We start from the raw sequence: 24,679 nt of genomic DNA, 5'->3' as shown, positions 1-24,679 counted from the left end.
CCACCGCACGCAACGCGGGAGCCCCCGACCCCCCCACACGTACAGCGCGACCCCCGGAAGGACAGCACCATCATGGCCACCACAGACGCAGGCGAGACACCACACAGCGACCCCACCCCCGCGTCGGGCTCCGGCTACCGGCAGGAGATGGGCCGGGAACTGGGCTGGTACGCGTCCTTCGCCATGGCCTTCGGATTCGTCTCCATCGCCACCGGGATCTTCACCACCTACGGATCGGTGCTCAACAGCTCCGGCCCCCGCGGCATCTTCGCCTGGCCCCTGGGCGTCCTCGGGCAGCTCTCCGTCGCCGCTGTCTTCGGCGCCCTCGCGGCCCGCATCCCCATCAGCGGCTACGCCTACCAGTGGGTCTCCCGGCTGGTGGGACCCGTGTGGGGCTGGATCATGGGCTGGATATCGTTCTCCTTCCTCGGTGTCGTGGTCGTCGCCGTCGACTACACCGTGGCCTCCACGATCCTGCCCGAGCTGTTCCAGTACCAGGGGACGACCCAGAACGCCTGGGCGATCACTGCCGTCGTCATCCTGCTCCAGGCCGTCCTGGTGGCCATGTCCACCCAGATCACCCACCGGGTCAACAAGGTGGCGGTGACCGTGCAGGTCATCGGCATGATCTCGCTGACGATCCTGCTCTTCGCCGTCGGCGGCCTGACCGGCAAGCTCGACTTCGGCACGCTGTTCGACACCGCCCCCGTCTCCGGCGACGGCTACTACAGCCTCGGCGGCACCACCCACGCCGGCCCGTTCGCCCTGGCGTTCCTGCTGGGCGCCTTCACCATCGTCGGCTTCGAGTCCGCCGCGAACCTCGCCGAGGAGACCAAGCACCCCGCCCGCGTCATCCCCAAGGCCATGATGCAGGCCGTGATCTCCCTGGGCATCCTCGGCTTCCTGTTCCTCGTCGCGGTCACCGCCCTCATCGGCGACCCGGCCAAGCTCGCCGCCTCGGACACCCCCGTGGCCACCGTCATCACCGACGTGCTCGGCTCCACCGTGGGCAAGGCCCTCCTCGTCCTCGTGGTGGTCTCGATCTTCTCCTGCGGCCTGGTCATCACCCTCAGCAGCACCCGGCTGGTGTGGGCGATGTCCCGCGACGAACGCTTCCCCGGCTGGCAGCTCCTGCGCCGCATCCACCCCACCCGTGGCACCCCGCTCAACGCCACCCTGTTCGTCTTCGTCGTCGCCGAACTGATCCTCGCTGCGTTCTCCTTCTCCACCGACGCTCTCTTCTCCCTGTTCTCCGCCGCCACCCTGCTTCCGGCCCTCATCTACGCCGGCACCGTGCTGATGTACATCGTCAAGCGCCGGTCGCTGCCACCCACCCAGGGCTTCTCGCTGGGCCGCTGGGAGAACCCCGTCATCGCGGTCGCGTCCGTGTGGCTGGTCTACGAACTCCTCATCTTCCGTGACTCCTCGTTCCGCGACCCCTGGCTGTACGCCCTGCTGCTGTTCGCCCTCGGCGCGGTGTACCTCGTCTACCTGCTGGTCCGCCGCGGCGTCGCCGGCATGACCATGCCTGACATGGTGGACATCGACAAGGCGCTGGACTCCGTCACCACCCCCGACACCGCCAGCCCCGACACCGCCACGAGTGGGAAGACGCTCCGATGACCACCGTCCTCGCCATCGACCAGGGAACCTCGGGCACCAAGGCCGTCGTGGTCGACGGCCAGGGGGCCACCCTCGCCATCGTCGAGGCGGCCCTCCACCCCCACTACGGGGACGGCGGCGCCGTCGAACAGGACCCGCGGGACCTGCTCGCGTCAGTGATGGACACCGGCCGGCGAGCGGTGGCCGCCGCCGGCCGGCCCATCGACGCCGTCGCCCTGGCCAACCAGGGCGAGACCGTCCTGGCCTGGGACCCGGCCACCGGCGCCCCGCTCACCCCGGCGATCGTCTGGCAGGACCGCAGGGCCGAGGGCATCTGCCGGGCCCTGAGCGACAACGCCCCCTGGGTCGCCCAGCGCACCGGCCTGGTCCTCGACCCCTACTTCTCCGCGCCGAAGATGGCCTGGTTGCGCGCCAACCTCACCCGCCAGGGCGTCGTCACCACCGTGGACACCTGGCTGGTGCACCACCTGACCGGCCAGTTCGTCACCGACGCCGCCACCGCGAGCCGGTCGCTGCTCACCGACGTCGACGCGGTCGCCTGGGACCCCGAGCTCCTGGACCTGTTCGGCCTCGGCGCGGAGGAACTCCCCCGGATCGTCCGCTGCGACGAGATCGTCGGCACGACCCGCGCCTTCGGCCCCGAGGTCCCCGTCGTCGGCCTGATCGTCGACCAGCAGGCGGCACTGCTCGCCGAGGCCTGCTGGGACCCCGGCGCGGCCAAGTGCACCTACGGAACTGGCGCCTTCCTGCTGGCCAACACCGGCGAGACAGCGCTGCGCTCCACCGCCGGGCTGACCTCCTCGGTTGCCTGGCACACCGCCACCCAGACCCCCTACTGCGTCGACGGCCAGGTCTACACCGCCGCCTCGGCGATCCGCTGGATCAAGAACCTGGGCTTCATCCAGTCCGCCAGCGACCTGGACTCCGTGGCCGCCACTGAGTCCGACGGCACCCTGTGCGTGCCCGCCCTGGCCGGGCTCGCCGCTCCCTGGTGGCGCCCCGACGCCACCGCGACGTTCACCGGGATGACCCTGTCCACCCGCACCGAACACCTGGTCCTGGCCGTCCTGCAGGGCATCGCCGCACAGGTCGCCACCCTGTGCACCCTGGTCACCTCCGACCTCGGCACGCCACTGACCCGGCTGCGGGTGGACGGAGGACTGACCCGCAGCCGGACTCTGATGCAGGCACAGGCCGACCTGGCCCAGATCCCGATCGACGTCTACCCGTCCCCCCACGCCACCCCGCTCGGCGCCGCCGCGCTGGCCCGCCTCGCCCTGAACCCGCGGCTGACCCTGGCGGAAGCCGTCGGCCGGTGGCAGCCCTCCGCCGTCTACGAACCCACCTGGTCGGCCGACCGGGCGGGGGAGTACCTCAGCTCCTGGACGGCGCTGGCCGAGGCCACCACCACCAAGGAAAGCCGGAAATGAACACCCCCACGCGCCGCGACCCGGCGCACGTGTACGACGTCGCGGTCATCGGCGGCGGCGTCGTCGGCGCCGCGATCGCCCGCGACCTGTCCGGACACGACCTGTCCGTCGCGCTGGTCGAAGCCCGCGACGACGTCGGCGACGGCACCAGCAAGGCGAACACCGCCATCCTCCACACCGGCTTCGACGCCACCCCGGGAACGCTGGAATCTCGCCTCGTCCAACGGGGCTACGCACTGTTGTCGGCCTACGCCCGGGACACCGGCATCCCGGTGGAACACACCGGTGCGGTCCTGGTCGCCTGGACCACGGAGGAACTCCAGGCCCTGCCCGGTCTGAAGGACAAGGCCGAACGCAACGGCTACCACCAGTGCCGGCTCATCGACGCCGACGAGGTCCACCGGCTGGTCCCCGCCCTCGCTGACGGCGCCCTGGGCGGCCTGACCGTCCCCGACGAGTCGATCATCTGCACCTGGACCACCACCCTGGCCCTGGCCACCGACGCCCACCAGCGCGGCACCCAGGTCCTGCTCGGCCACGCCGTCACCGGTGTGGCCGTCGGCCCCCACCACACCACCCTGACCACCACCCGGGGCACCGTCCACGCCCGCTGGGTGGTCAACGCCGCCGGCCTCGGCGCCGACACCGTCGACCGGCTCTTCGGCCACGACCGGTTCACCGTCACGCCGCGCCGCGGCGAACTCTTCGTCTTCGACAAACTCGCCCGCCCACTGGCCAACAAGATCGTCCTACCGGTCCCCACCTCACGCGGCAAGGGCGTGCTGATCTCGCCCACCGTCTACGGCAACGTCATGCTGGGCCCCACCTCGCAGGACCTCACCGACCGCGCCGCCACCGACACCTCACAGGACGGCTTCGACTTCCTGCTCGCCAAGGGCGAGCGCCTGATGCCCCGACTGCTCACCGAAGAGGTCACCGCGACCTACGCCGGGCTCCGGGCAGCGATCGACCACGGCGACTACCTCATCGAACCCACCCCGGACCAGCGCTACCTGCTCGTCGGCGGCATCCGCTCCACCGGACTGACCGCCGGCATGGCGATCGCCGAACACGTCACCCAACTCCTGCGCACCGCCGGCCTGACCCTGAACCCCCGCGCCGACCTGCCGCCCCCGCCCCGCATGCCCAACATCGGCGAGTCCACCCCCCGTCCCTACCAGGACCACCAGCGGATCACCGAGGACCCCGCCTACGGGCAGGTCGTCTGCTTCTGCGAGCGCGTCACCGCCGGGGAGATCCGCGACGCCTGCCACGCCCCCCTGCCCGCCCGCAACCTCGAGGGGCTCCGCCGCCGCACCCGTGCCATGAACGGCCGCTGCCAGGGCTTCTTCTGCGGCGCCGCCGTCACCCAACTCCTGCACGCCCACGGCAACCGCGGCGGAACTGCGGACCCCGAGGAGAACCGATGACCCGCCCACCGACCACCCTCACCCCGGACGTCCTGGTCATCGGCGCCGGCCCCGCCGGGCTGACCGCCGCGGCCGCCCTCGCCCCGGACCTCCAGGGCGAGGTCCTGGTCCTGGACCGCGAACAGCACGCCGGGGGCATCCCCCGCCACAGCGACCACACCGGATACGGCATCCGCGACCTGCACCGGGTCATGACCGGCCCCGCCTACGCCCGCCGTCTCGTCGACCGGGCCACCGCCGCAGGAGCCACCGTCCGCACCCAGGCCACCGTCACCGACTGGGCCGGCGACCACGCCGTGGACGTCACCACCCCCCAGGGCCGCCTCCGTGTCGAGGCCAGGGCCGTCGTCCTGGCCACCGGCGCCCGGGAACGTCCCCGCCCGGCCCGCCGCATCCCCGGCGACCGCCCCCACGGCATCTACACCACCGGCCAACTCCAGAACACCGTCCACCTCCACCACGCCCCCGTCGGCACCCGTGCCGTCATCGTCGGCGCCGAACTCGTCAGCTTCTCCGCCCACCTCACCCTGCGCGAAGCCGGCTGCAGCACCGCCCTGATGGTCAGCCAGCACGCCCACACCGAGTCCTACAAGGCCTTCTCCCTCGCCGGGCGGGCCCTGCTGCGCGTCCCGGTCGCCCACCGCACCCGCGTCACCCGCATCATCGGCAAACCCCGCGTCCGAGCCGTCGAGATCGAGGACCTCGACACCGGGGCCCGGCGCACCGTCGAGTGCGACACCGTGGTCCTCACCGGCGACTGGATCCCCGACCACGAACTCGCCCGCAGTGCCGGACTCGAACTCGACCCGGGAACGCTCGGCCCCCTGGTCGACACCGCGCTGCGCACCAGCCGCCCCGGGGTCTTCGCCGCCGGCAACCTCCTGCACCCCGTCGACACGGCCGACATCGCCGCCCTGGACGGCCTGCACGTCGCCGGCCAGGTCAGGAACTGGCTCCACGGAGACCAGGGCACACCCCACGCCGGGGTGCGCCTGCTGGCCGCCGAGCCCCTGCGCTGGGTGTCACCCGGCCTGATCCGCCCCGGGGACCCGGCGCCCCCCCGACGCCGTCTGCTGCTGTGGACGGACGACCTCGTCAGGGTGCCCCGGGTGACCGTCCGCCAGGCCGACCGCGTCGTGTCCCGACACACCCTGCCCTGGCCGGCGGCGCCCGGCCGCGTCTTCCGGGTGCCCTGGTCCGTACTGAGGGGCGTCGATCCCCACGGCGGCCCCGTCACGCTCGACGTTCGCTGACCACCCCGCCGGCCGCCGTCTCGCGGTACTCCCGGGGCGTGACGCCGTACGCCGCCCGGAACGCCCGGGTGAAGTGCGCCGGGTGGGAGAACCCCCAGTGGGCGGCGACCACGTGGATCGGCCGGGCGACGAACGCGGGGGCGACCAGGTCGCGCCGGGCGCCCTCCAGGCGTTGCCTGCGGATGTAGGCGGCAGGGGTGGTGCCCAGGTCCGCGAACAGCCGTTGCAGACTCCGCAGCGACATGTGGTGCGCCGCGGCGACCTGGCCCGGGGTGAGTCGCGGATCACCCAGGTGGTGCTGGATGAACGCCCGCACCCGAAGCGACGCGGCGTGCTGACGGTTCTCCCGGTTCAGGGTCCCGACCTGGTCCAGGCGGTGGGCCACGGTCGCGGCGAGCAGGTCCAACAGGACCGTCAGGACGTGGTCCACGTCATCGGTGCCGTAGTGCTCGGGTGACGTCGAGACCTGCCGCAGCAACCGGGCCAGCAGGTCGGCGAACCCGTGGTCGGCGGTGATCCGCGTGGCCACCAGCCGGTCCACGAGTCGCCTGGGCAGGGGCACCACGGCCTTGGGGAACTGCGCCACCACGTGGACCACGGCGCCGCCGTCGCAGCTCGCCCACCCCTCGAACGGCTGTGAGGAGTCATAGAGCATCAGGTCCCCGGCCCTGAACGCCGTGTGCCGCCTGGCCTGGGACAGCCCCATGTCCCCCCGCACGGTGAGGGATAACTGGTAGTAGTCCGGGTCGCTCTGTCGAATGAGCTTGGGGGTCCGCACGCACGTCACCGGAAGGTAGGTCATCGTCGTGACCTGCCCTCCGCCGAGGTCCAGCACCTCGGCGGTGGCGTGGAAGTCATCCGCGTGGTCACTCGCCAGGACCGTCGGGATCAACGTGGACACGGTGATGTCCCGCCACCAGGTGAAGCGGTCGCGGACCGGCAGATCACTGGTGCTGAAACGGTTCGTGAGCATGGGCGTCTACCTCCGACCGGGAGCACTGGACAACGGACATCAAGGTGGTGGGACGGCGTCACCCGCGCACCCCTGTGCGTGGACGGAGGCCAGCGGACACCACGACATCCCTCAACCTCCCGCGCCGGAACCCGGAAATCGAACACTAGCCTCCGTGTATCAGTCGGGCATTCCTGAGCGGAGTTGGTCGCATTACTGGAGTTTCCTCGGCTGGGTGTGGGTCCCGGGCATGCCGAGGGTCCGACGCCAGCGTGCTGGCCGGGCCGGCGATCGCGACGACCCGGGCCTGTAGCGCGGGAACCAGCGCGAACCCGGCTACGCCCCAGCAGCCCAGCAGAACGATCGTCAGCGCCCGGTCCGGGCCGGCCTGCGCCACCCCCACGAGGACGAGCGCGAGGAGCAGCAGGATCACCGGGAGCGCCCGGTCGGGGTGGCGGTCGCCCGCCTTGCCGCCGAGCAGGGTGCCGCCCGGTACGCCGAGCACGGTGGCGGTGCTGAGGCCGATGAACATCAGCGCGACCGCGCGGCTGCGCCGGCCCTGGGGCACCGCGGCGGCGGCCGCCACCGACCCCGCGCCGATGAAGTCGACCGTCTGGCCCTTGCCCCGGACGCCGTTGAAGGTGCCCGTGAAGTGGCGGCCCGCTGCGCCTGCCGGACCCGCTGACCACCACGTTCGCGGACCTGCTCGCCCATCAGGCCTGCGTCGTCCCCCCCACGGCCAGGCGCTCGCCACAGCGCGGAACTCCGCCCCGTGAAGCCGGCGCGGCGCCGGGGCGACCGAAGCGATCACCACAGCGGGAACCGGCAGGATCGGACCCGGCGCCATGGGGCCCGCGGGCCCCAGGTGGGAACAGGACAGGGCAACCAGACAGCTCGCCGGCTCCCCGCGCCCCGCCCGCTGGGAAAACCCGGTGTGCGGGCGGACCCCGCTCCCTACACTGAACCCGCGCCCGCGACGACCCGCGGGGCAACACCGACGACAAGGGGGGCTGGGCTGTGTGTCCGCGTGCCGCCGTCGTCGTTCCCCCGTCACGGTATGACGTGATCCTGGTGTCCCGGGCCGCCCGGTGTCGGCTGCGCGGCCCGCACCGGACGTCCACGACGAACGCCTGACGCCCGCCCCTCGGGACCTCCCGGGCGGGCGTGCCCCGACCCGGCCACGTGCCGCGCGGCCCTCGCCGCGCCCGTCCGGGGCCCGGTCCGACGTTCCTCATCTCCCCACCCATCGCGCTGCCCTGTTCTCGCACACCCGGAAGGGCCCCGCGCCATGCGCACCCACCCGCAACGCCACGCCACCAGCCCGTCGACCGCGCTGCGCAACCTGGGCATCCTCGCCCACGTGGACGCCGGCAAGACCACCCTGACCGAACGGTTCCTGTACCTCACCGGAGCCACCCACAAACGGGGCGAGGTCCACGACGGGACGACCGTCACCGACTTCGACTCCCAGGAACGCGACCGGGGAATCACGATCTTCGCTGCGGCGGTGAGCTGTGACTGGGACGGCCACCGGATCAACCTGATCGACACCCCCGGGCACGTCGACTTCTCCGACGAGGTGGAGCGTGCGCTGCGGGTGCTCGACGGCGCGATCGCCGTCTTCGACGCCGTCGCCGGAGTCGAACCGCAGAGCGAGTCCGTGTGGCGGAGGGCCGACCGGCACCACGTGCCACGCATCGCGTTCGTCAACAAGATGGACCGCGTCGGGGCCGACCTCGACGCGGCGGCCGCGTCGATCCGGACACGGCTGGGCACGGTGCCGCTGGTGGTCCAGCTCCCCGTCTTCCGCGACGGTGAGTTCACCGGCGTGGTGGACCTGCTGCGGATGCGCACACTGGTGTGGGGCGCCGACCGCGACACCTGCCAGCCCGGCCCGGTACCCGACGAGCTGAGGGAGGAGGCCGGACGCCGACGCCGAGCGCTGGACGAGGCCGTGGCCGAACTCCACCCGGCGGCGCTGGAGGAGTTCTGCGCGCACTCAGCGGTCCGCGAGCAGACCCTCACCGCGGCACTGCGCGAACTCACCCGCAGCGGTGAGGCCGTGGTCGTGCTGTGCGGCTCTGCGTACCGGACGAGAGGCATCGAACCGCTGCTGGAGGCGGCCGTGACCTACCTGCCCTCACCGCTGGACACCCCACCGGTGCGGGGCACCCTGGACGGGGCGGCACAGGACCGCGCCGCCGACCCCGCCGCACCGCTCACCGCCCTGGCCTTCAAGGTGACCACCACGCCCAGCGGACGGCTGACCTACCTGCGGGTTTACGCCGGAACGCTCACGAAGGGAGACACCGTGCTCGACGTCGCCGCGAACCGCACCGAACGCGTCGGCCGCATCCTGCGCGTGCACGCCGACCGGTACGCGGAGCTGGACCGGGCCGTGGCAGGGGACATCGTCGCCGTGATCGGGCCCAAGGCGGCCCGTGCCGGGGCCACCCTGACCACCCCCACGGCGCCCCTGCTGCTCGAACCGCCCCAGGCGGCCGAGCCGGTGGTCTCCGTGGCCGTCGAGGCACGCAGGAGCCTGGACAGCGACCGGTTGGCGACGGCTCTGGCACGACTGGTCGAGGAAGACCCCTCACTGACCGTCAGGCTCGATCCCGAGACCGGCCAGACGCTGCTGTCGGGAATGGGCGAGCTGCACCTGGAGGTCGCGGTGGAGAAGGTCCGCCGCGACCACGGACTGGAGGTGAACGTGGGACGACCCCAGGTCGCCTACCGCGAAACGGTCACCCGCGGGGTGTCCCAGCTCGTGTATCGGCACGTCAAACAGGACGGCGGGGCAGGCCAGTTCGCCCACGTCGTGCTGGACGTCGAGCCGCTCCACCCCGCGGTGGACACCCCGTCGGGCCCCCGCGACACCACGCAGGACCTGGTGTTCCAGTCCACCGTCACCGGAGGCCGGGTGCCACAGGAGTACGTGCGTGCGGTGGAGGCCGGATGCCGGGACGCCCTGGCCGAGGGCCCCCTCGGCGGCCACCCGGTGACCGGGCTGCGGGTCACCCTGACCGACGGGGCCACCCACCCCAAGGACTCCTCGCCCCTGGCGTTCCGGGCCGCGGGACGCTTCGCCCTGCGGCGGGCCCTGCGCGCCAGCGCGATGGAACTCCTGGAACCGGTGGTCGAGGTGACGGTCACCGTGCCCGGCGACGCCGTGGGCGCGGTCCTCGGTGACATCGCCGCGCGACGCGGCCGTGTCCTGGGCTCCGCCACCCGGGCCGGCACCGCCGTGGTCACCGCGACGGTGCCGCTGGCGGAGCTGTTCGGCTACGCCTCCCGGCTGCGTGGCCGGACCCAGGGCCGCGGGACGTTCACCGCCAGGGCCGTCGGATACGCCCCCGTACCGGCGGCGGTGGCGACCGAGGTGCTGCCCCGGTAGACGCCACGACGGCCCCGCTGACCGGCGGGGCCACCCACCGTCCCTCCTGTCCCGGCCGGGACAGGAGGGACGGTCACACGGTGGTGCCGTCGGACCCGGCGCCGCGCACCACGACGTACGGGCCGCGTGCCGTGGTGCCGTCCGGGAGCGCCCAACCCGCGGTGACGTGTCCCAGGGCCGGGGCGGGTGCGTCGCCGTGGGGTTCCAGGACGCGACTGATGTGAAGGGTCAGGTGCCCGGCCGCACGGTCCTGGTCGGTGCGGGACGCGGCCCGCACGAGCAGGTCGGTGCCGTGGGGCCCGTCGGAGACGTCCACCGGCACGATCGACGCCGTGGAGCCCGGCGCGGCGAAGGAAGCGGTGACCGAGGGGTCGGGGGTGTCGCTGGTGTTCTGGTCCTGCGGTTCGGCGGCGCCGAGGAGCAGGGCGAACAACTGCGCCACCAGCACCGGGTCGTGCGTGCCGTCGTAGATCCACCGCCGGCCCAGCACACCGTGCTCGGACGTGCCGATCAGCGCGTGCTCAGCCCCGTCCAGTGGCGCGCCGCGGTAACTCAGGGGCACCTGGTACGTCACCGCCCGGTCCCCGTGGGCGTCGGTGACCGCCATGAACTCGATGCCCACTGCACCGTCCGGGTCGTCGATCCGGAAGCCGCCGGCCTTGGCCAGCCGCGGCTCCTGGCCCGCGCCGCGGTACCAGGGTCGGGCGGGCAGCCATGAGGCGAGAAGTTCCAGCTTGGTGGGCCTCAGCGTGGTGTGTTGGATGACAGCCATCCCTCGACCGCTTCCCCTCGTGTGGTGTTCCTTGGGTGCCCATCCTGCCACCGGGGCCCTCGGGGCGGACCGGGGCGGGCTCGCCGTCGGACCGGCACCGGTGGTTGCCGCCCGCCGCCCCGCTCCCCCTCCTGACGTGGTCCGTCAGTGGGGGAGCGGGGTGCGAGATCACTTCAGGTAGACGATCCCGTCGGTGGTGACGGTGGGACGGCCGCTGGTGCCGACGACCACGATCTTCACGGTGTGGGTGGCGCTGGTCGTCCAGGCCTTGGCCCAGATCGCGTTCCGGTACATGGTGGTGGAGGACCTCAGGTCCACGGTGGCGACCCTGGTGCCGTCCACGTACACGTACGCCTGGCCGGAGGTGGACGCCCTGGAGACCACCCAGGCGACCGCGCGCCCGGTGAAGGTCCAGGTCAGGCTGGCGCCCCTCGAACCGCTTGAGTACGACTTGCCGCCCAGGTAGCTGCTCGAGGACCTGGTGGTCCAGGCGCCGTACCTGGTGGCGACGGACTCGTGGCGGATCAGCGCGGTGGAGCTGTGGCTGGCGGAGGCGGTGTTGCCCGCCTGGTCCTGTGCGGTCATCGCAAAGGTGGTGGCGGTGGTGCTGAGCGGGATGGTGCGGGCGGAGGCGGTGGTGGTCGGCCCGTAGGTGGACGTCGTCGGCTTGGTCAGCTTCACCGACTTCAGCGCCGCGTTGTCGGTGGCCTTCCAGCGCAGGGTGATCGGGACCGCGGAGACGTTGACCGTGCCCAGGCGCAGCGTCGTGTAGGGCTTGGTGGTGAACGTCGGCGGGGTCGTCTCGGCGACCACCGTGGCGGCGGAGGTGGTCGTGGTCTTCCCCGACTGGTGGACCGCGCGGACCTGCACCGCGTGCGAACCCAACGCCAGGGTGGCCCGGGCCGACGTGGCGCTGCCCGCGGTGGTCGCCACCACCTTGCCGTCCACCAGCAGTTCGTACCTGCTGATCAGGGCGGCCGGAGTGGAGGCCGTCCAGTTCACCGTGATCTGGGCCTTGGTGTAGTAGGTGCTGCCCGCCTTGCCGGCACCCGTGATCGAGGTGACGGCCAGTCCGGTGACCGGGCCGGCCGCGTAGCTGCGGATCGTGGCCAACTGACCGTACAACTGGTCACCCGGGCACTGGGTGTTGTAGCCGTCCCGGTGCCCGTGGATCTGCGGGAACGTGAGCTGCGCACCCTTGGCCCAGCTCTTCCCGAAGTAGTTGGTGCCGCTGTCACCCGCGGTGAGCGTGGTCGTGCCGGCCGGGTTGCCCCCGTACTGGCCCAGCTTCCACGCCGCGACCCGCGCCACCGCGGTCAGCGCGGACTTCGACGCGGCGATGTCGGTGTAGGTGCCAAGGACCGAGATTCCGGTGGTCTCGGTGTTGAACCCGTAGGCGTGCGCCCCCAACACCGGCCGGTCCACCCCGCCCTTGCGGCCCTCGTAGACGGTGCCGCACTTGTCGACCAGGAAGTTGTAGCCGATGTCCTTCCAGCCGAGGGTCTTCACGTGGTACGTGTAAATGCCGCGGATCACCGCGGGCGCCTCCGCGCAGGTGTAGCTGTTGGACTCGGCGGTGTGGTGCACCACCACCGCCTTGACCACACCGCCCGGGAGGTACTCCGGCGCCTCCGGGCTGATCGACTCGTCCGCCCCCCAGCCGGCCCGGTCGGTGATCGGCGGGCGCGGCGCGGTGGACTCCGGCGCCGTCGGCACCTCCTCCACCGACGCGTCGGCCCCGACCTCGGCGATGGCCGCGGCGGGCTGCACCGCCAGGCTGGAGCCGTCGTCCGCCGCAGCGCTGCTCGGGTCGATCATGTGCAGGCGCAGGCCCTTGGGGAGCGCCGCCGACGAGCGCGCCGAAGTGCTCATCCGCACCTCCACGCCGTCAGAAGGGCCCACCCACGCCGGCTCGGTGCCGCCGCGCACACCGTCGTCGTTCCTGCCCCCGTCGTCGTCGAGTCGCAGCCAGTCGGACCACTGCCCGGACTCGGCGTCACGGGTCCGCACCTCAACGGTGCCCGCGGCCCTGGCCGACGGGTCGGCCCAGGAGACCCCCAGCATGCTGAACCGCGCGGTGTCGAGCTGGCGCAACGTGGCGGACCTGCCGTCCTCGGCCACCCGCAACGCGGCCTCGCGGACCTGGGCCCGCACCGGTCCCTGGGGCTCCCGACTCTCCTGGGCGTTCCCGGACGCCGCGCCGGTCACCCCCTGGAGGACCAGCACCCCCGAAACGCCTGCCGCAACGGCGGCGCTCGTACCCCACACTCGACGCGATCTCATGCCGGACATACATTCCTCAACGCTAGGGACCGGAACTGGCGATTCGAACTCGGTAATCGAACTCGTAAGGTACCCCCTCCCCGTACCCCCGCCGAACCCCCTGCCCCGATGAAGGGACGAATGGCGTGGGCCGCACCATCAGCACGACCGTCCGTCGCGCCGACGCCCCCGTCCCGCTCCGCCTTCGCCCGGAGGTGTGGCCGGCAGGACGACCGCCGGACACGGGTCACTTCAGGCGTCCGGGAGTGAACCCCTCCGGCCCCTCGGGCCCGTAGAACCGGTGGCAGCGATTCCCCGAACCACCAGGAGGTGCTCCGTGCACGCTGGACGCCTGCCCACCCGGCTCGGTGTGCTGGCGGCCGTGGCCGTCCTCACCGCAGTCCCCGCCAGTCCCGCCCCGGCCAGTCCGGCCCCCGCCAGTCCGGCCCCCTTCGCCCGGACGCTGTTCGTGACCAACTCCGCCACCAACGACGTCTCCACATTCACCCTCGACGCCCACGGCACGCCCACCCTGACCGGCACCCTCCCCACGGGCAGCCCGAGCACCGCGGGCAACGGTGCCAGTGGCGTCGTGCCGTCCCCTGACGGCCGCTACGTGTACGTGGCCGACAGGAGCACCCACACCGTGGTGCCGTACGCCGTCGACCGCCGGGGCACCCTGACGCCCCTGGGGGCACCGGTCGGCACGGGCGGCACCGTCCCGTTCGCCATCGCCATCGCACCCGACGGGGAGACCCTCTACACGACGAACATCGACTCTGGAACCGTCTCGGTGTTCACCGTCCACGAGGACGGGACGCTGACCCGTCTCGGTGACCCCGTCAGGACCGGGTTCGCCAGCCCCCGCGGACTGGCCGTCACTCCCGACGGCGCCCACCTGTACGTCTCCCACGGGCGCCCGCTGTCCGATCCCACTGACGTCATCACCCACTTCGCCATCCGCGGCGACGGCAGCCTCGCCCCCCAGGGGCAGCCGACCACCGTGGGCGGAGCGTCCACCGCCATCGGGATCACCCCGGACGGGCGCACGCTGTTCACCGCCGCGACGACCACCGACGAGGTCTACGGGTTCCGCATCGGTGCCACCGGTGACCTCACGCCCGCCCCTGGCTCCCCGTACCCCGTCCCCGACCACCCCGAGGGCATCGCGATCAGCCCCAACGGCCGCCAGTTGTTCCTGACCAGTCCCGGTTCGGTGCGTCCCGACGACGCCCACGCGGTGTCGGCCTTCACCATCGCCGGTGATGGCGCGCTACGGCCCGTCCCCGGCTCACCGTTCGAAGCCGGGCGGGGCCCGGTGGGGGTCGCGGTCAGCCCCGACGGTCGCCACCTGTACGTGGCCAACTTCGACTCCAACGACATGAACGCCTTCTCCCTCACCGGCGACGGTGCCCTGAGGGAGATCCCCGGCTCCCCTGTCCGCACCGGAGGCACCGCTCCAGGTTTCGAATCCGTGGCGATCCGGCCCAACCAGGGCCCCACCGCGTCCTTCACGGCCACGACTGGACCAGGGGGGCGCCCCACCGCCTTCGACGCGAGCCCGTCCACGGACCCCGACGGCGAGGTCACCCGCTACGACTGGGACTTCGGCGACGGGACCGTCCTGCGCGACGGCGGCCCCGAGCCCCGGCACACCTACCCCACGGCGGGGACCTTCACCGTGACCGTGACCGTGACCGACGACGAGGGCTGCTCCGTGGCCCGGGTCTTCACCGGGCAGTCGGCGCTGTGCAACGGTTCCCCGGAAGCGACCGCTTCCCGCAGCGTGACGGTCGGCTCCTGACCCGTGGCCATCGCAGGCGTGGCGCCCTGACGCCCCACGCGGCTGGTGCCGTCACACCCGGCGGGGGACCGGCACGGTCCTCCGCCGGGTGAACCGCCACCGCGGCACCCCGGACGTCACTGCGGGTCACCTTCGTCAGCCGGACGGATCTCCTCTTTCCTGGCGTCCCACTCCCGGCCCCCGTGCACCGGCCGGAGCTGTACCCGTCCTCCCATGTGGTCCATGATCACCCCCACACGATTCGTGCCGATGTCCAGTGCGACCGCACCGATACTCGGGGGGAGGCGATCGCTCTTTCCCATGTCGGAGCTCCTTAGCGGCGTTGGCCCGCCCCGGAGTGAATGACCTGCCTGCCGGGGCACGCAATGAGACGGCTCCACCTTCGGGGCGGAATGTGAGAACGGTGGTGGCTGCCTGCACGGTGGGCATGAACAGTGACGTCGCGCAGACGGCCCGTGCGGCCCGGCGAGAACGGACTCGGACACCCGGGCCGATCTCACGGGCCATGAACCACAATCCCGAATATTTACCATGTGCACTTACCCCGAAACAGCCCCCTTCGGTGAAACTTGCCGAGATTCCTGATCGTGTGCTAAATGGCCGGCGCAGATCTCGCGTGGAACTCGCCGGGGCCGGCGAAGGCGTTCATTCCCGGACGGCGAAGGGGAAGCCGAGTGCGGAAAACGCCCGTCACGGTCGTCACGCTCTTATCCCAAAAGGAAAATGGCACATCCGGGGGTGTTGACTCCGAACGAAAAAGGGCCTGACAACGGGCCGTCGGGTCCTTCGTGCTCCCGTCACCGTGGTCCGACCGGGAACGAACGGTGGTGCACGTCCGGGAGCCCCCGGGCGGCCCAGGTCCGGGTACCGCAGCCGGGCGCCGTCGTGGCGGGTCCGCGCGGCCAGACCGGTGACCCGACCGATCAGGAATCGAGAAGCGACGGCCCTCGAGCTGCGGCTAACGTGACTGCCGTGGACAGCACCGTTCCCCCGGCCTCCTCCCGCCACCGCCCACGGGCGGGACGCCCCCGGGGCCGCGGGCCGGCGCGCCCGGGCCGGCGCCGAAGGCCACACCGCCCCCGGTGAAGGGCGCACCGGGGACACCGTTTGCATCTGAACAGATCCAGCCAGGCGACGCCTGCGGAGACCGCGAAGGCGACCCGTCGCGCAGAGGGAGAAACGATGAGCACGGCCACCAGGACGGACCCGCAGTCGCCTGCGCCGCACGTTGCGGACAGCCACGACGTGATTCGCGTCGTCGGCGCGCGTGAGAACAACCTCAAGGACGTCAGCATAGAGATCCCCAAGCGCCGGCTGACGGTGTTCACCGGGATCTCCGGCTCGGGCAAGAGCTCCCTGGTGTTCGGCACGGTCGCCGCGGAGTCGCAGCGGCTGATCAACGAGACCTACAGCGCCTTCGTACAGGGCTTCATGCCGACGCTGGCGCGGCCCGAGGTGGACGTCCTCGAGGGAGTGACGACCGCGATCATCGTCGACCAACAGCGGATGGGTGCCAACCCGCGCTCCACGGTCGGCACCGCGACCGACGCCAACGCGATGCTTCGGACCCTCTTCAGCCGCCTCGGGCAGCCGTACGTCGGCTCGCCCAACGCGTTCTCCTTCAACGTCCCCTCGGTCAAGGCCAGCGGCGTGATGACGGTCGAACGCGGCGCCAGCAAGAGCGTGCGAACGACGTTCACCCGCACCGGCGGCATGTGTCCGCGCTGCGAGGGCCGGGGCGCGGTCTCCGACATCGACCTCACCCAGCTCTTCGACGACTCCAAGTCGCTCGCCGAGGGCGCGCTCACCATCCCCGGCTACAAGGGAGACGGCTGGATGGTGCGGCTCTACACCGAGTCGGGCTTCCTCGACCCGAACAAACCGATCCGCGACTACACCGGGACCGAGCTGCACGACTTCCTCCACCGCGAGCCGACCAAGGTGAAGATCAACGGCGTCAACCTCACCTACGAGGGGCTGGTCCCGCGGGTCCAGAAGTCGTTCCTGTCCAAGGACCCCGAGGCCATGCAGCCGCACATCCGGGCGTTCGTGGACCGGGCGGTCACCTTCACCGCCTGCCCCGGGTGCGACGGCACCCGGCTCAGCGAGGCGGCCCGGTCGTCGCGGATCGGTGGGATCAACATCGCCGACGCGTGCGCGATGCAGATCAGCGACCTGGCCGAATGGATTCGCGGGCTCGACCAGCCGTCGGTGGCGCCGCTGCTCGCCACGCTGCTGCAGACCCTGGAGTCGTTCGTGGAGATCGGGCTTGGCTACCTATCGCTCGACCGCCCGTCGGGCACCCTGTCGGGCGGTGAGGCGCAGCGCGTCAAGATGATCCGCCACCTGGGTTCCTCGCTCACCGACGTCACGTACGTCTTCGACGAGCCCACCACGGGCCTGCACCCCCATGACATCCAGCGGATGAACGACCTGCTGCTGCGGCTGCGGGACAAGGGCAACACGGTGCTCGTCGTCGAGCACAAGCCGGAGACGATCGCGATCGCCGACCACGTCGTCGACCTCGGCCCAGGCGCCGGAACCGCGGGCGGCACCGTCTGCTTCGAGGGCACCGTCGAGGGGCTGCGGGCCAGCGGCACCCTCACCGGCCGCCACCTCGACGACCGGGCCTCCCTCAAGGAACCGGTGCGCACGCCCACCGGAACGTTGCAGATCCGCGGCGCGTCCACACACAACCTGCGCGACGTCGACGTCGACATCCCGCTCGGCGTGCTCGTCGTCGTCACCGGCGTCGCCGGCTCCGGAAAGAGCTCGCTCGTGCACGGGTCGATCCCCGCGGGCGCGGGCGTGGTGTCGATCGACCAGCGCCCGATCCGCGGCTCGCGGCGGAGCAACCCCGCGACGTACACCGGACTGCTCGACCCGATCCGCAAGGCGTTCGCGAAGGCCAACGGAGTGAAGCCGGCGCTGTTCAGCGCCAACTCGGAGGGCGCTTGCGCCAACTGCAACGGCGCCGGCGTCGTCTACACCGACCTGGCGATGATGGCCGGCGTCGCCACCACCTGCGAGGAGTGCGAGGGGAGGCGGTTCCAGGCGTCGGTGCTCGACCACCACCTCGGCGGTCGGGACATCAGCGAGGTGCTGGCCATGTCGGTGACCGAGGCCGAGGAGTTCTTCGGCGCCGGTGAGGGCCGGACGCCGGCCGCGCACACCATCCTCGGCAGGCTGGCCGACGTCGGTCTTGGCTACCTCACTCTCGGCCAGCCGCTGACCACGCTGTCCGGTGGCGAGCGGCAGCGGCTGAAGCTGGCCGCCCACATGGCGGAGAAGGGCGGCACCTACGTCCTCGACGAGCCGACCGCGGGTCTCCACCTCGCCGACGTCGAGCAACTGCTCGGCCTGCTCGACCGGCTCGTCGACTCCGGCAAGTCGGTCATCGTCATCGAGCACCACCAGGCCGTCATGGCGCACGCCGACTGGATCATCGACCTGGGGCCCGGCGCCGGCCACGACGGTGGTCGGATCGTCTTCGAGGGCACGCCCGCCGACCTCGTCGCCTCCCGCTGCGGCCACACCGGCGAGCACCTCGCGGCCTACGTCGGCCAGTGACCGGGGCGTGCCCCCGCGGGGCCGCGGCGGCGACCAGCGGCTCGCGCGGGGGCACGGCTCAGCGGCGCAGGGTGGTCTCCCGGTCCATGCGCGACAGCTTCTCGGGATTGCGCACGGCGTAGAGCCCGGTGATGAGGCCGTCGTCGATGCGCACCGCCACAACGGTGTCGATCACGTCGTCGAGCCGGAGAACCAGCGCCGGGTAACCGTTGACCTGCGCTGGCCGCAGCGACGCCGCGGCGGTGAGCCGGCCGAGCCCGGCGGCCAGCAGGCGTGCCACCTTGTCCGCCCCGGTGACGGGCCGCAGGATGGCCTGCTTGACTCCGCCGCCGTCACCCAGGAGGACGACATCCGGCGCCAGGATGTCGAGCAGGCCCTGCAGATCGCCGGTTTCGGCCGCCCGCTGGAACGCGTCGAGCGCGTCCCGGGTCTCGGTCGGGGAGACGACGCCCCGGGGCCGGCGAGCCGCGACGTGCGCCCGCGCCCGGTGCGCGACCTGGCGGACCGCGGCGGGACTCTTGTCCACGGCCTCGGCGATCTCGTCGTACCCGAGGTCGAACACCTCGCGCAGCACGAACACCGCCCGCTCGGTCGGCGTGAGCGTCTCCAGCACCAGCAGCATCGCCATCGAGACGCTGTCGGCCAGCTCGACGTCCTCGGCCACGTCGGGCGCGGTGAGCAGCGGCTCGGGCAGCCAGGAACCGACGTAGGACTCCCTGCGACGGCCGAGCGTGCGCAGCCGGCTCAGCGCCTGGCGCGTGGTGATCCGCACCAGGTAGGCACGCTGGTCCCGCACCGCGCCGAGATCGACACCCGCCCACCGCAGCCAGGTCTCCTGCAGGACGTCCTCCGCGTCGGCGGCCGAGCCGAGCAGCTCGTAGGCGACGGTGAACAGCAGGTTGCGGTGGGTGACGAACACCTCGGTGGCGGGGTCCGTGCGTCCGCTGCCACCGGCGGGCTGCCCGGCCGTGCCCCTGGTGCGCTCGCTGTGCTCGCTCTCCACCCGCTGCTCCTGACTGTTCGCTCTCGAGGGTGCCACGCGCACAGGACGCCGGGCCCCGCGGATCTGTGACACCCACGGGCGGTGGCGCACGTCACACGGCCGTTCCGTCACAGGGAGCGGGCCGCCGGCATCTCGTGTTCGTTCAGTGCCACACCACAGTGAGGACGAGGTCATGGACCCCCGGTTCAACATGTTCGACAACGAGATCGCCACCAAGTTCGCCAAGCGGTTCGCCAACGCGGGCCTGGTGATCCAGCAGTCGCCGCTGCCGAAGTCCACGCAGGAATTGGTGTCGCTGCGCGCCAGCCAGATCAACGGCTGCGGCTGGTGCATCGACATGCACACCAAGGAGGCAGCGGCCGCCGGTGAGAGCGCGGTCCGGCTCAACCTGGTCGCTGCCTGGCGGGAATCCACCGTGTTCACCGACGCCGAGCGGGCCGCGTTGGCGCTCGCCGAGGAGGGCACCCGGCTCGCCGACGCCCACCAGGGCGTGTCCGACGAGACCTGGGACCAGGTGCGCAAGCACTACGACGACGACCAGATCGGGGCGCTGGTCGCCTTGGTCGCCCTGATCAACGCCGCCAACCGGCTCGCCGTGATCGTGCACCAGCGGGGAGGTTCCTACGAGCCCGGCATGTTCGCCTCGTTCACCTGACCGGCGGACGAACCCGGCCCGGGGCGCGCCCCGGGCCGGGACGCGCCCCGGGCCGGGACGCGCCCCGGCGGCCGGGCGCCGTCAGCGGCCTTCCGGCAGCAGCACCGTCGGCGGCGCGTCCCGGTGACGGCCCGTGCGCAGCAGGTGGTGGATCGCTCCCGCCGTCCCGATGAGCAGTCCCGGGGAGGCGGGGCGGCGTTCCCCCGGTGACAGCGGCCCGGTGTCCTCCAGCGCCGTGAGCACGGTGGCGTCCAGGACCCCCCGGTCCACCGGGGTCCGCAGGGCGTCGGCGGGTACCTGCTCGAGTAACTCCCACGCGCCCAGGTCACCGTGGCACAGCGTGGAGTTCCACCCCAGTCCGTCGCGGCGGGTGGCCTCGGCGGCCCGGACCGCCACGTCCAGCCAGGTGTCCCGGCCCGTCACGCGGTACAGGTCCCAGGCGGCCAGGCCCGTGCCGGTGCTCCCGTGGCACCAGGAGGTGACGTACCGGTCGGGGTCCGACTCGCGCATGTCCCGCCAGTTCCCCGCCCGGGGCCGGTAGAGGGCCTCCTGGAACGCGAAGGCGGCGTCAGCCAGGTCGAGCCACCGTTGGTCACCGGCAGCCAGGCCGAGACGGGCCAGGGCCCAGCCGACCCCCGCCACCCCGTGGGCGAAGCCGCCCGTCCCACCCGGGTACAGCTCGGTGCCCCAGCGCGCGGTGGTCCCGTCGGTCACCGCCAGCGCGGCCAGGCGGCGCGCCGCGGCGCCGGCCAGGTCGAGCCAGCCGCGGTCGCCGGTGCGTTCCGCCAGGCCGACGAGCGGAACCAGCAGCCCGGCGACGCCGGAGAGCACGTCGATGTGGGTGTCCTGGGCGATCAGCTCGGGTGCGTGGGCGGCCAGGGCCGCCGCCCGGCGCAACGGGAGGTCCCCACCGTTGACCCGGTGCAGCGCCAGCCAGGTCAGGATGCCGCCGCCGACGCCCTCGTAGGCACCCAGCCGGGTGGGAGCCGCGGCGTCCTCCATGAGCACGAGGGTGCGTACGGCGCCGTCGACCACCGCGTCGAGACCGGCGACGGCCGGCACGTCGCCCCGCTCGCAGAGGTGCCGGTAGTCCGAAAGGGCGACGGCGACGCCGCCGATGCCGCTGTAGAGGTCGGTGGACAGCGAGCGCAGGCAGTACCCGTGTTCGCTGTAGACCGGGCCGATCCAGGTGGCGGTGGCGTCCTCACCGGTCACCGCCTGCCGGCACAGTTCACCGGCCAGCCGCGCGACCAGCGTGCGGCGCCGCCCGAGCAGGTCGTCCTCGCGTGGGGCCGTCGTGCGGCGCCGCAGCGGGGCCACCGACGCCGGGTCCCGGTACGCGCCCAGCAGTGAGGCCCTGATCACGGCCTCCTCCTCCGCCGGGTCACTGCCCCGCCACCGGTCCAGCGCGGCATCGATGAGGTTGCCCGCCCCGCCCGTCACCGTTCCCCCGGGACCGAGGACGCGTCCCTGCTCGGGGAGGAACGAGAAGAACGGGACGTCGCCGACGAGCATGTCGTCCACCTCCGCCGCGATCACCTCGGGTTCCCGCGGCGCCCCGGTGATGACCGACGCCTGCCGGGCCAGGACGTCCCTGGCGCGCTCCACGGCCGCGTCCTGGTCGTGCAGGGAGGAGGGGTGCCACAGCATGCGGCCCAGCTCGACGTAGACCTGCGTGGGTCGCAGCACCACGCGCAGCTCGCACCCGGTGAACCCGGCCACGACAGCGGGTCGCAGCGCACCGGCGCGGTCCAGGGCGTCGATGCGCGCGCGCATCTCCCCGAACCCGTCCACGACCTCCTCGCGGTGGGCCAGCGGGTCGGGGGAGGGGACCGGCAGGTGTGCGGTGCGGTGCCTGGGGGCGGCCCGCATGCCCAGCCGGGCCCGGTCGGTCCCCGCATCCACGATGACCGGTGAGAACACCTCGGGCTGCTGCCCGGGGAGGCACCCGGCGGCGGACAGGTCCACCCCGCGCAGGGCGAGCTCGGCCATGCGCATGGGCAGCAGGCCGGTGCGCACCACGGTGCGGCGCAGCAGGACGGTGGAGCGGTCGAAGGCGTCCCCCAGGCCGCTGCGCAGCGGGTCGGACTCCGGGCTGAACAGGGTCTCGCAGTCCACGACGACCGGCACGGGCCCGTCAGCGACGACGTTCTCGGCGTGCATGTCGGTGCCGCCAAGGAGGTGGACGACGGCCAGCCACCGGCCGAGGTTCCGGTAGAACTCCTCGACCTGGCCGGGGTCGGCGCACCACCGGTGCGCCACGAACGCCGCCCAGCCGTAGCCGTCGCGGGGCAACGCCGCGGGCACCCGGAGGCGTTCGACGTCCGGACGGTCCGCCTGGAGGGTGGCGAGCAGCCCGGCCAGCGCCGTGTCCACGCCCATGGGGCGGGGTTTGTAGACGGCCCTGCCGTGCGCGAAGTCCAGCAGCACCACGCTCTGGCCACCGCGGTGGGCGTCCCCGGCGTCCGAGGTGACGCCGACCAGCGGCCCGGGGTCGCGACCCAGGAGGGCGGGGAGGAGGTGCCGGTCCGCCACCAGCCGCCGCGCGAGGACCTCCATGGCCGTCACGCGGTGGTGCACCACGCGCTCCAGCCGGGGGCGCAGCGCCGGGTAGTCGGTGTCGAGGGCCCGGTGGAACGAGGGGCGGCGGGCCAGCTCGAGGAACTGCTCCCAGCGGGCCTCGGGCGTGGGGGCGTCCAGCCGCCCGGCGATGCGGGCGGCGTGGAGCTCCAGCAGGAGCACCCGGTTGAGCCTCAGCCGCACCGCGGTGAGCAGGGACGACCGGGCGCCGGCGAGCACGACGGCGCGCTCGGCGGGCTTCAGGAGGCCGGCGAGCCGTTCATCGAGATCCCGCAGCGCCGGACGTGTCAGCGCGGAGTGGACGGAGTCGAACCCGCCGGTGCTGTCCGTCGGGCTCTCCTCCCGGGCGGCACCGGCGGGCGACATGTCCGACGTCAGCAACAGTCGATGGGGCCGGAGCCGGTGCAGGGGCTCAGGCCGGTGACGGCAGCGACGTCGGGCCGGGTGAGCCCGGCCTCGGTGGCGGCGCCCCCGACGTACAGGGGGCCGGCCGGGTTGTCGAACGCGCCCACGCTCTCGGCACCGGCACGCCAGCCGGAGACGATGTCCTTCGTTTCTGCCAGGGGAATGGCCTGCATGACGAAACCCCTTCCGTTGGGATGCCCACGACCTGTGCGGCGCCTTTGCCTGCGCGGTGGGCACCTGAGGGTGGTGAGGCTCCTCACGGTAACCACTGGTACAGGGGAAGTCGATAGGGCGAATGCCTTTTCGTCAACCGTATGATCGCGTTCCGTGCTCCCTTTTCCCGGGTAACGTCGGGTTCCCTTCTCTTCGCACGCGCGGAAGGCGCTGACCTGCACGCACAAGGCCCAGGTGGGACGGGCGTCCTCCCTGGTGAACCATCGTTTCGCGGGTGCGGTGGAGGCATTGGTCGCAGGAGGGAACTCTCGACGGAAAGCGCTGTCAAAAGCTCGGTTCGCGGCCGTGCGGAGATGGCGGAATCAGCGACGTCTCAGCAGCTCGGGCAATTGGTCGACGGTGTTCGCCTGGAATGAGATATGCGATGTCCCGCACGGCGGGGGTGTGCCGGGTCGGGAAACCGGGCGTCGACCGCGGGGCGGTGTCGGTTCCGATGCCGGTTTACCGGCGTCCGTCGCGGGCACCGGGGAAGGACCCGAGATGAGGGAGTGAGCGCCGTGCCCGAGCCCGGAAGCAAGAAGTACGACAAGCGGCGGGCCAAGCTCCGCAAGAAGGCCGAGGACGAGGGGGTGCCCGACCAGCACGCCAACGAGCGGGCCAACGAGACCCTCCAGTCCGACCCCGGATGGCGCACCCACGGTCCCCGAACCGAACGCGGCCGGGGCCCCAAGGGCGAACGTCCCGGCAGCCACCGGTGAGCGTTCCGCGCCGAGCCCGCCGTGACAGGGCCGCGCGGTCAGCCGCGGCCCGCCCCAGCGGCGGGTCCCCCGGCACTGGTCTCACGGGCTGACGAAGAGCTGCCCCAGGCGTGGGCCGAGCCACGGTTTGCGACCACTGGACCGTAGCTGACCGCGCGCGATGTCGAAACCGTGCGGGAGGCTCTCACCGAGCAGCAGCCCGGTCGCGGTCGCCAACGTCAGTTCGCCCTGTTCCCCGTGCCAGGGCGTCGCCACGGTGGTGTCGGGCGCAAGACCTTCAGAGGCCCGCAGGAACGCTTCCCCTCGTTCGGTGACGAACTCGCCGAGCCGCAGGCGTTCGTCGTCGCCGAACAGTCCCAGCGCCCGCGTGTTGACGGCCGCGAGCCGCTCGGTGAAGGGACCGTCGCCCGGCGGCAGGACGCTGTCCCAGTCCTCGAACCCGCGGGTGAAGGCGGAGCAGTACGCCAGGTACACCGCCGACGTGCGCGCCGACGTCACCCACCGACCACACCGGGAGGCCCGAGGGCGCCCCCACGTCGGGCACCGCCCTCAACAGGTCGGCCAGACGGGGGACGACGGCACGCAACGCCGCGCGGGTGGCCTCGTGTTCG

At 72.4% G+C, this 24,679-nt stretch carries 18 protein-coding genes; 9 read left to right on the top strand and 9 right to left on the bottom strand.

The genetic code is table 11. From position 1 onward, the window contains the following. Positions 1–72: 72 nt before the first annotated feature. The 4 genes from A3IG_RS0103200 to A3IG_RS0103185 are packed head-to-tail and all read left to right on the top strand — an operon-like array spanning position 73 to position 5,736. A complete protein-coding gene (locus A3IG_RS0103200; protein ID WP_018382106.1) occupies positions 73–1,623 on the top strand; it encodes an APC family permease in 1,551 nt (516 codons plus the stop codon). Continuing rightward, a complete protein-coding gene (locus A3IG_RS0103195) occupies positions 1,620–3,053 on the top strand; it encodes an FGGY family carbohydrate kinase (RefSeq protein ID WP_018382105.1) in 1,434 nt (477 codons plus the stop codon). The genes A3IG_RS0103200 and A3IG_RS0103195 overlap by 4 nt, the downstream gene beginning before the upstream one ends. Next, positions 3,050–4,483, top strand: a complete 1,434-nt coding sequence (locus tag A3IG_RS0103190; protein WP_018382104.1) for an NAD(P)/FAD-dependent oxidoreductase — start codon at positions 3,050–3,052, stop codon at positions 4,481–4,483. Before A3IG_RS0103195 ends, A3IG_RS0103190 begins: the two co-directional genes overlap by 4 nt. Continuing rightward, positions 4,480–5,736, top strand: coding sequence for an NAD(P)/FAD-dependent oxidoreductase (locus A3IG_RS0103185; protein ID WP_018382103.1), 1,257 nt, complete (start codon positions 4,480–4,482; stop codon positions 5,734–5,736). Before A3IG_RS0103190 ends, A3IG_RS0103185 begins: the two co-directional genes overlap by 4 nt. Here the strand turns inward: A3IG_RS0103185 and A3IG_RS0103180 are convergent. Both A3IG_RS0103180 and A3IG_RS0103175 read right to left on the bottom strand, forming a co-directional pair. Next, entirely contained in the window at positions 5,717–6,709 is a 993-nt protein-coding gene (locus A3IG_RS0103180; protein ID WP_018382102.1) for a helix-turn-helix domain-containing protein, read from the bottom strand. The genes A3IG_RS0103185 and A3IG_RS0103180 overlap by 20 nt on opposite strands. Before the next feature lie 145 nt (positions 6,710–6,854). Next, positions 6,855–7,274, bottom strand: a complete 420-nt coding sequence (locus A3IG_RS0103175; protein ID WP_018382101.1) for an MFS transporter — start codon at positions 7,272–7,274, stop codon at positions 6,855–6,857. A gap of 702 nt (positions 7,275–7,976) precedes the next feature. Here A3IG_RS0103175 and fusA point away from each other — a divergent pair. After that, positions 7,977–10,085 (top strand): elongation factor G, encoded by a 2,109-nt coding sequence (fusA, locus tag A3IG_RS0103170; protein WP_018382100.1) that lies wholly within the window; start codon positions 7,977–7,979, stop codon positions 10,083–10,085. 73 nt (positions 10,086–10,158) lie between these two features. On the opposite strand, the gene A3IG_RS0103165 is transcribed toward fusA, so the two are convergent. Together A3IG_RS0103165 and A3IG_RS0103160 are read right to left on the bottom strand one after the other, a co-directional pair. After that, positions 10,159–10,857 (bottom strand): maltokinase N-terminal cap-like domain-containing protein, encoded by a 699-nt coding sequence (locus A3IG_RS0103165; protein ID WP_018382099.1) that lies wholly within the window; start codon positions 10,855–10,857, stop codon positions 10,159–10,161. Positions 10,858–11,025: 168 nt separating this feature from the next. Then, positions 11,026–13,140: a peptidoglycan recognition protein family protein gene (locus A3IG_RS0103160; RefSeq protein WP_040910737.1), complete on the bottom strand. Its 2,115-nt coding sequence runs from the start codon at positions 13,138–13,140 to the stop codon at positions 11,026–11,028. Positions 13,141–13,456: 316 nt separating this feature from the next. On the opposite strand from A3IG_RS0103160, the gene A3IG_RS0103155 reads away from it, so the two are divergent. Then, positions 13,457–14,923 (top strand): beta-propeller fold lactonase family protein, encoded by a 1,467-nt coding sequence (locus A3IG_RS0103155; RefSeq protein ID WP_018382097.1) that lies wholly within the window; start codon positions 13,457–13,459, stop codon positions 14,921–14,923. 116 nt (positions 14,924–15,039) lie between these two features. On the opposite strand, the gene A3IG_RS0103150 is transcribed toward A3IG_RS0103155, so the two are convergent. Beyond that, positions 15,040–15,225: a hypothetical protein gene (locus A3IG_RS0103150; RefSeq protein ID WP_018382096.1), complete on the bottom strand. Its 186-nt coding sequence runs from the start codon at positions 15,223–15,225 to the stop codon at positions 15,040–15,042. An 880-nt stretch (positions 15,226–16,105) separates the two neighbouring features. On the opposite strand from A3IG_RS0103150, the gene A3IG_RS0103145 reads away from it, so the two are divergent. Beyond that, on the top strand, positions 16,106–18,493 hold the full coding sequence (locus tag A3IG_RS0103145; RefSeq protein WP_018382095.1) for an ATP-binding cassette domain-containing protein: 2,388 nt from the start codon (positions 16,106–16,108) through the stop codon (positions 18,491–18,493). A 58-nt stretch (positions 18,494–18,551) separates the two neighbouring features. Here the strand turns inward: A3IG_RS0103145 and A3IG_RS0103140 are convergent, their stop codons facing one another. Then, a complete protein-coding gene (locus A3IG_RS0103140; RefSeq protein ID WP_018382094.1) occupies positions 18,552–19,496 on the bottom strand; it encodes an RNA polymerase sigma-70 factor in 945 nt (314 codons plus the stop codon). Between the two features lie 172 nt (positions 19,497–19,668). On the opposite strand from A3IG_RS0103140, the gene A3IG_RS0103135 reads away from it, so the two are divergent. Beyond that, the gene (locus tag A3IG_RS0103135) at positions 19,669–20,151 is read left to right on the top strand and encodes a carboxymuconolactone decarboxylase family protein (RefSeq protein ID WP_026219846.1); all 483 of its coding nucleotides are present in this window, start codon (positions 19,669–19,671) and stop codon (positions 20,149–20,151) included. Between the two features lie 81 nt (positions 20,152–20,232). On the opposite strand, the gene A3IG_RS0103130 is transcribed toward A3IG_RS0103135, so the two are convergent. Continuing rightward, the gene (locus tag A3IG_RS0103130; RefSeq protein WP_157862301.1) at positions 20,233–23,112 is read right to left on the bottom strand and encodes a type 2 lanthipeptide synthetase LanM family protein; all 2,880 of its coding nucleotides are present in this window, start codon (positions 23,110–23,112) and stop codon (positions 20,233–20,235) included. After that, positions 23,106–23,309, bottom strand: a complete 204-nt coding sequence (locus tag A3IG_RS28445) for a DUF6229 family protein (RefSeq protein WP_018382091.1) — start codon at positions 23,307–23,309, stop codon at positions 23,106–23,108. Before A3IG_RS28445 ends, A3IG_RS0103130 begins: the two co-directional genes overlap by 7 nt. Before the next feature lie 558 nt (positions 23,310–23,867). Between A3IG_RS28445 and A3IG_RS0103120 the strand changes: the two genes are divergently transcribed. Continuing rightward, positions 23,868–24,068, top strand: coding sequence for a hypothetical protein (locus A3IG_RS0103120; RefSeq protein ID WP_026219845.1), 201 nt, complete (start codon positions 23,868–23,870; stop codon positions 24,066–24,068). An 81-nt stretch (positions 24,069–24,149) separates the two neighbouring features. Here the strand turns inward: A3IG_RS0103120 and A3IG_RS28440 are convergent, their stop codons facing one another. Then, on the bottom strand, positions 24,150–24,566 hold the full coding sequence (locus A3IG_RS28440) for a hypothetical protein (protein WP_018382089.1): 417 nt from the start codon (positions 24,564–24,566) through the stop codon (positions 24,150–24,152). Positions 24,567–24,679 lie beyond the last annotated feature (113 nt).

The organism is Wenjunlia vitaminophila DSM 41686 (assembly GCF_000380165.1).
In the GTDB taxonomy this organism is placed as follows: Bacteria; Actinomycetota; Actinomycetes; order Streptomycetales; family Streptomycetaceae; genus Wenjunlia; species Wenjunlia vitaminophila.
This window is presented reverse-complemented; position numbering and strand designations above follow the sequence as displayed.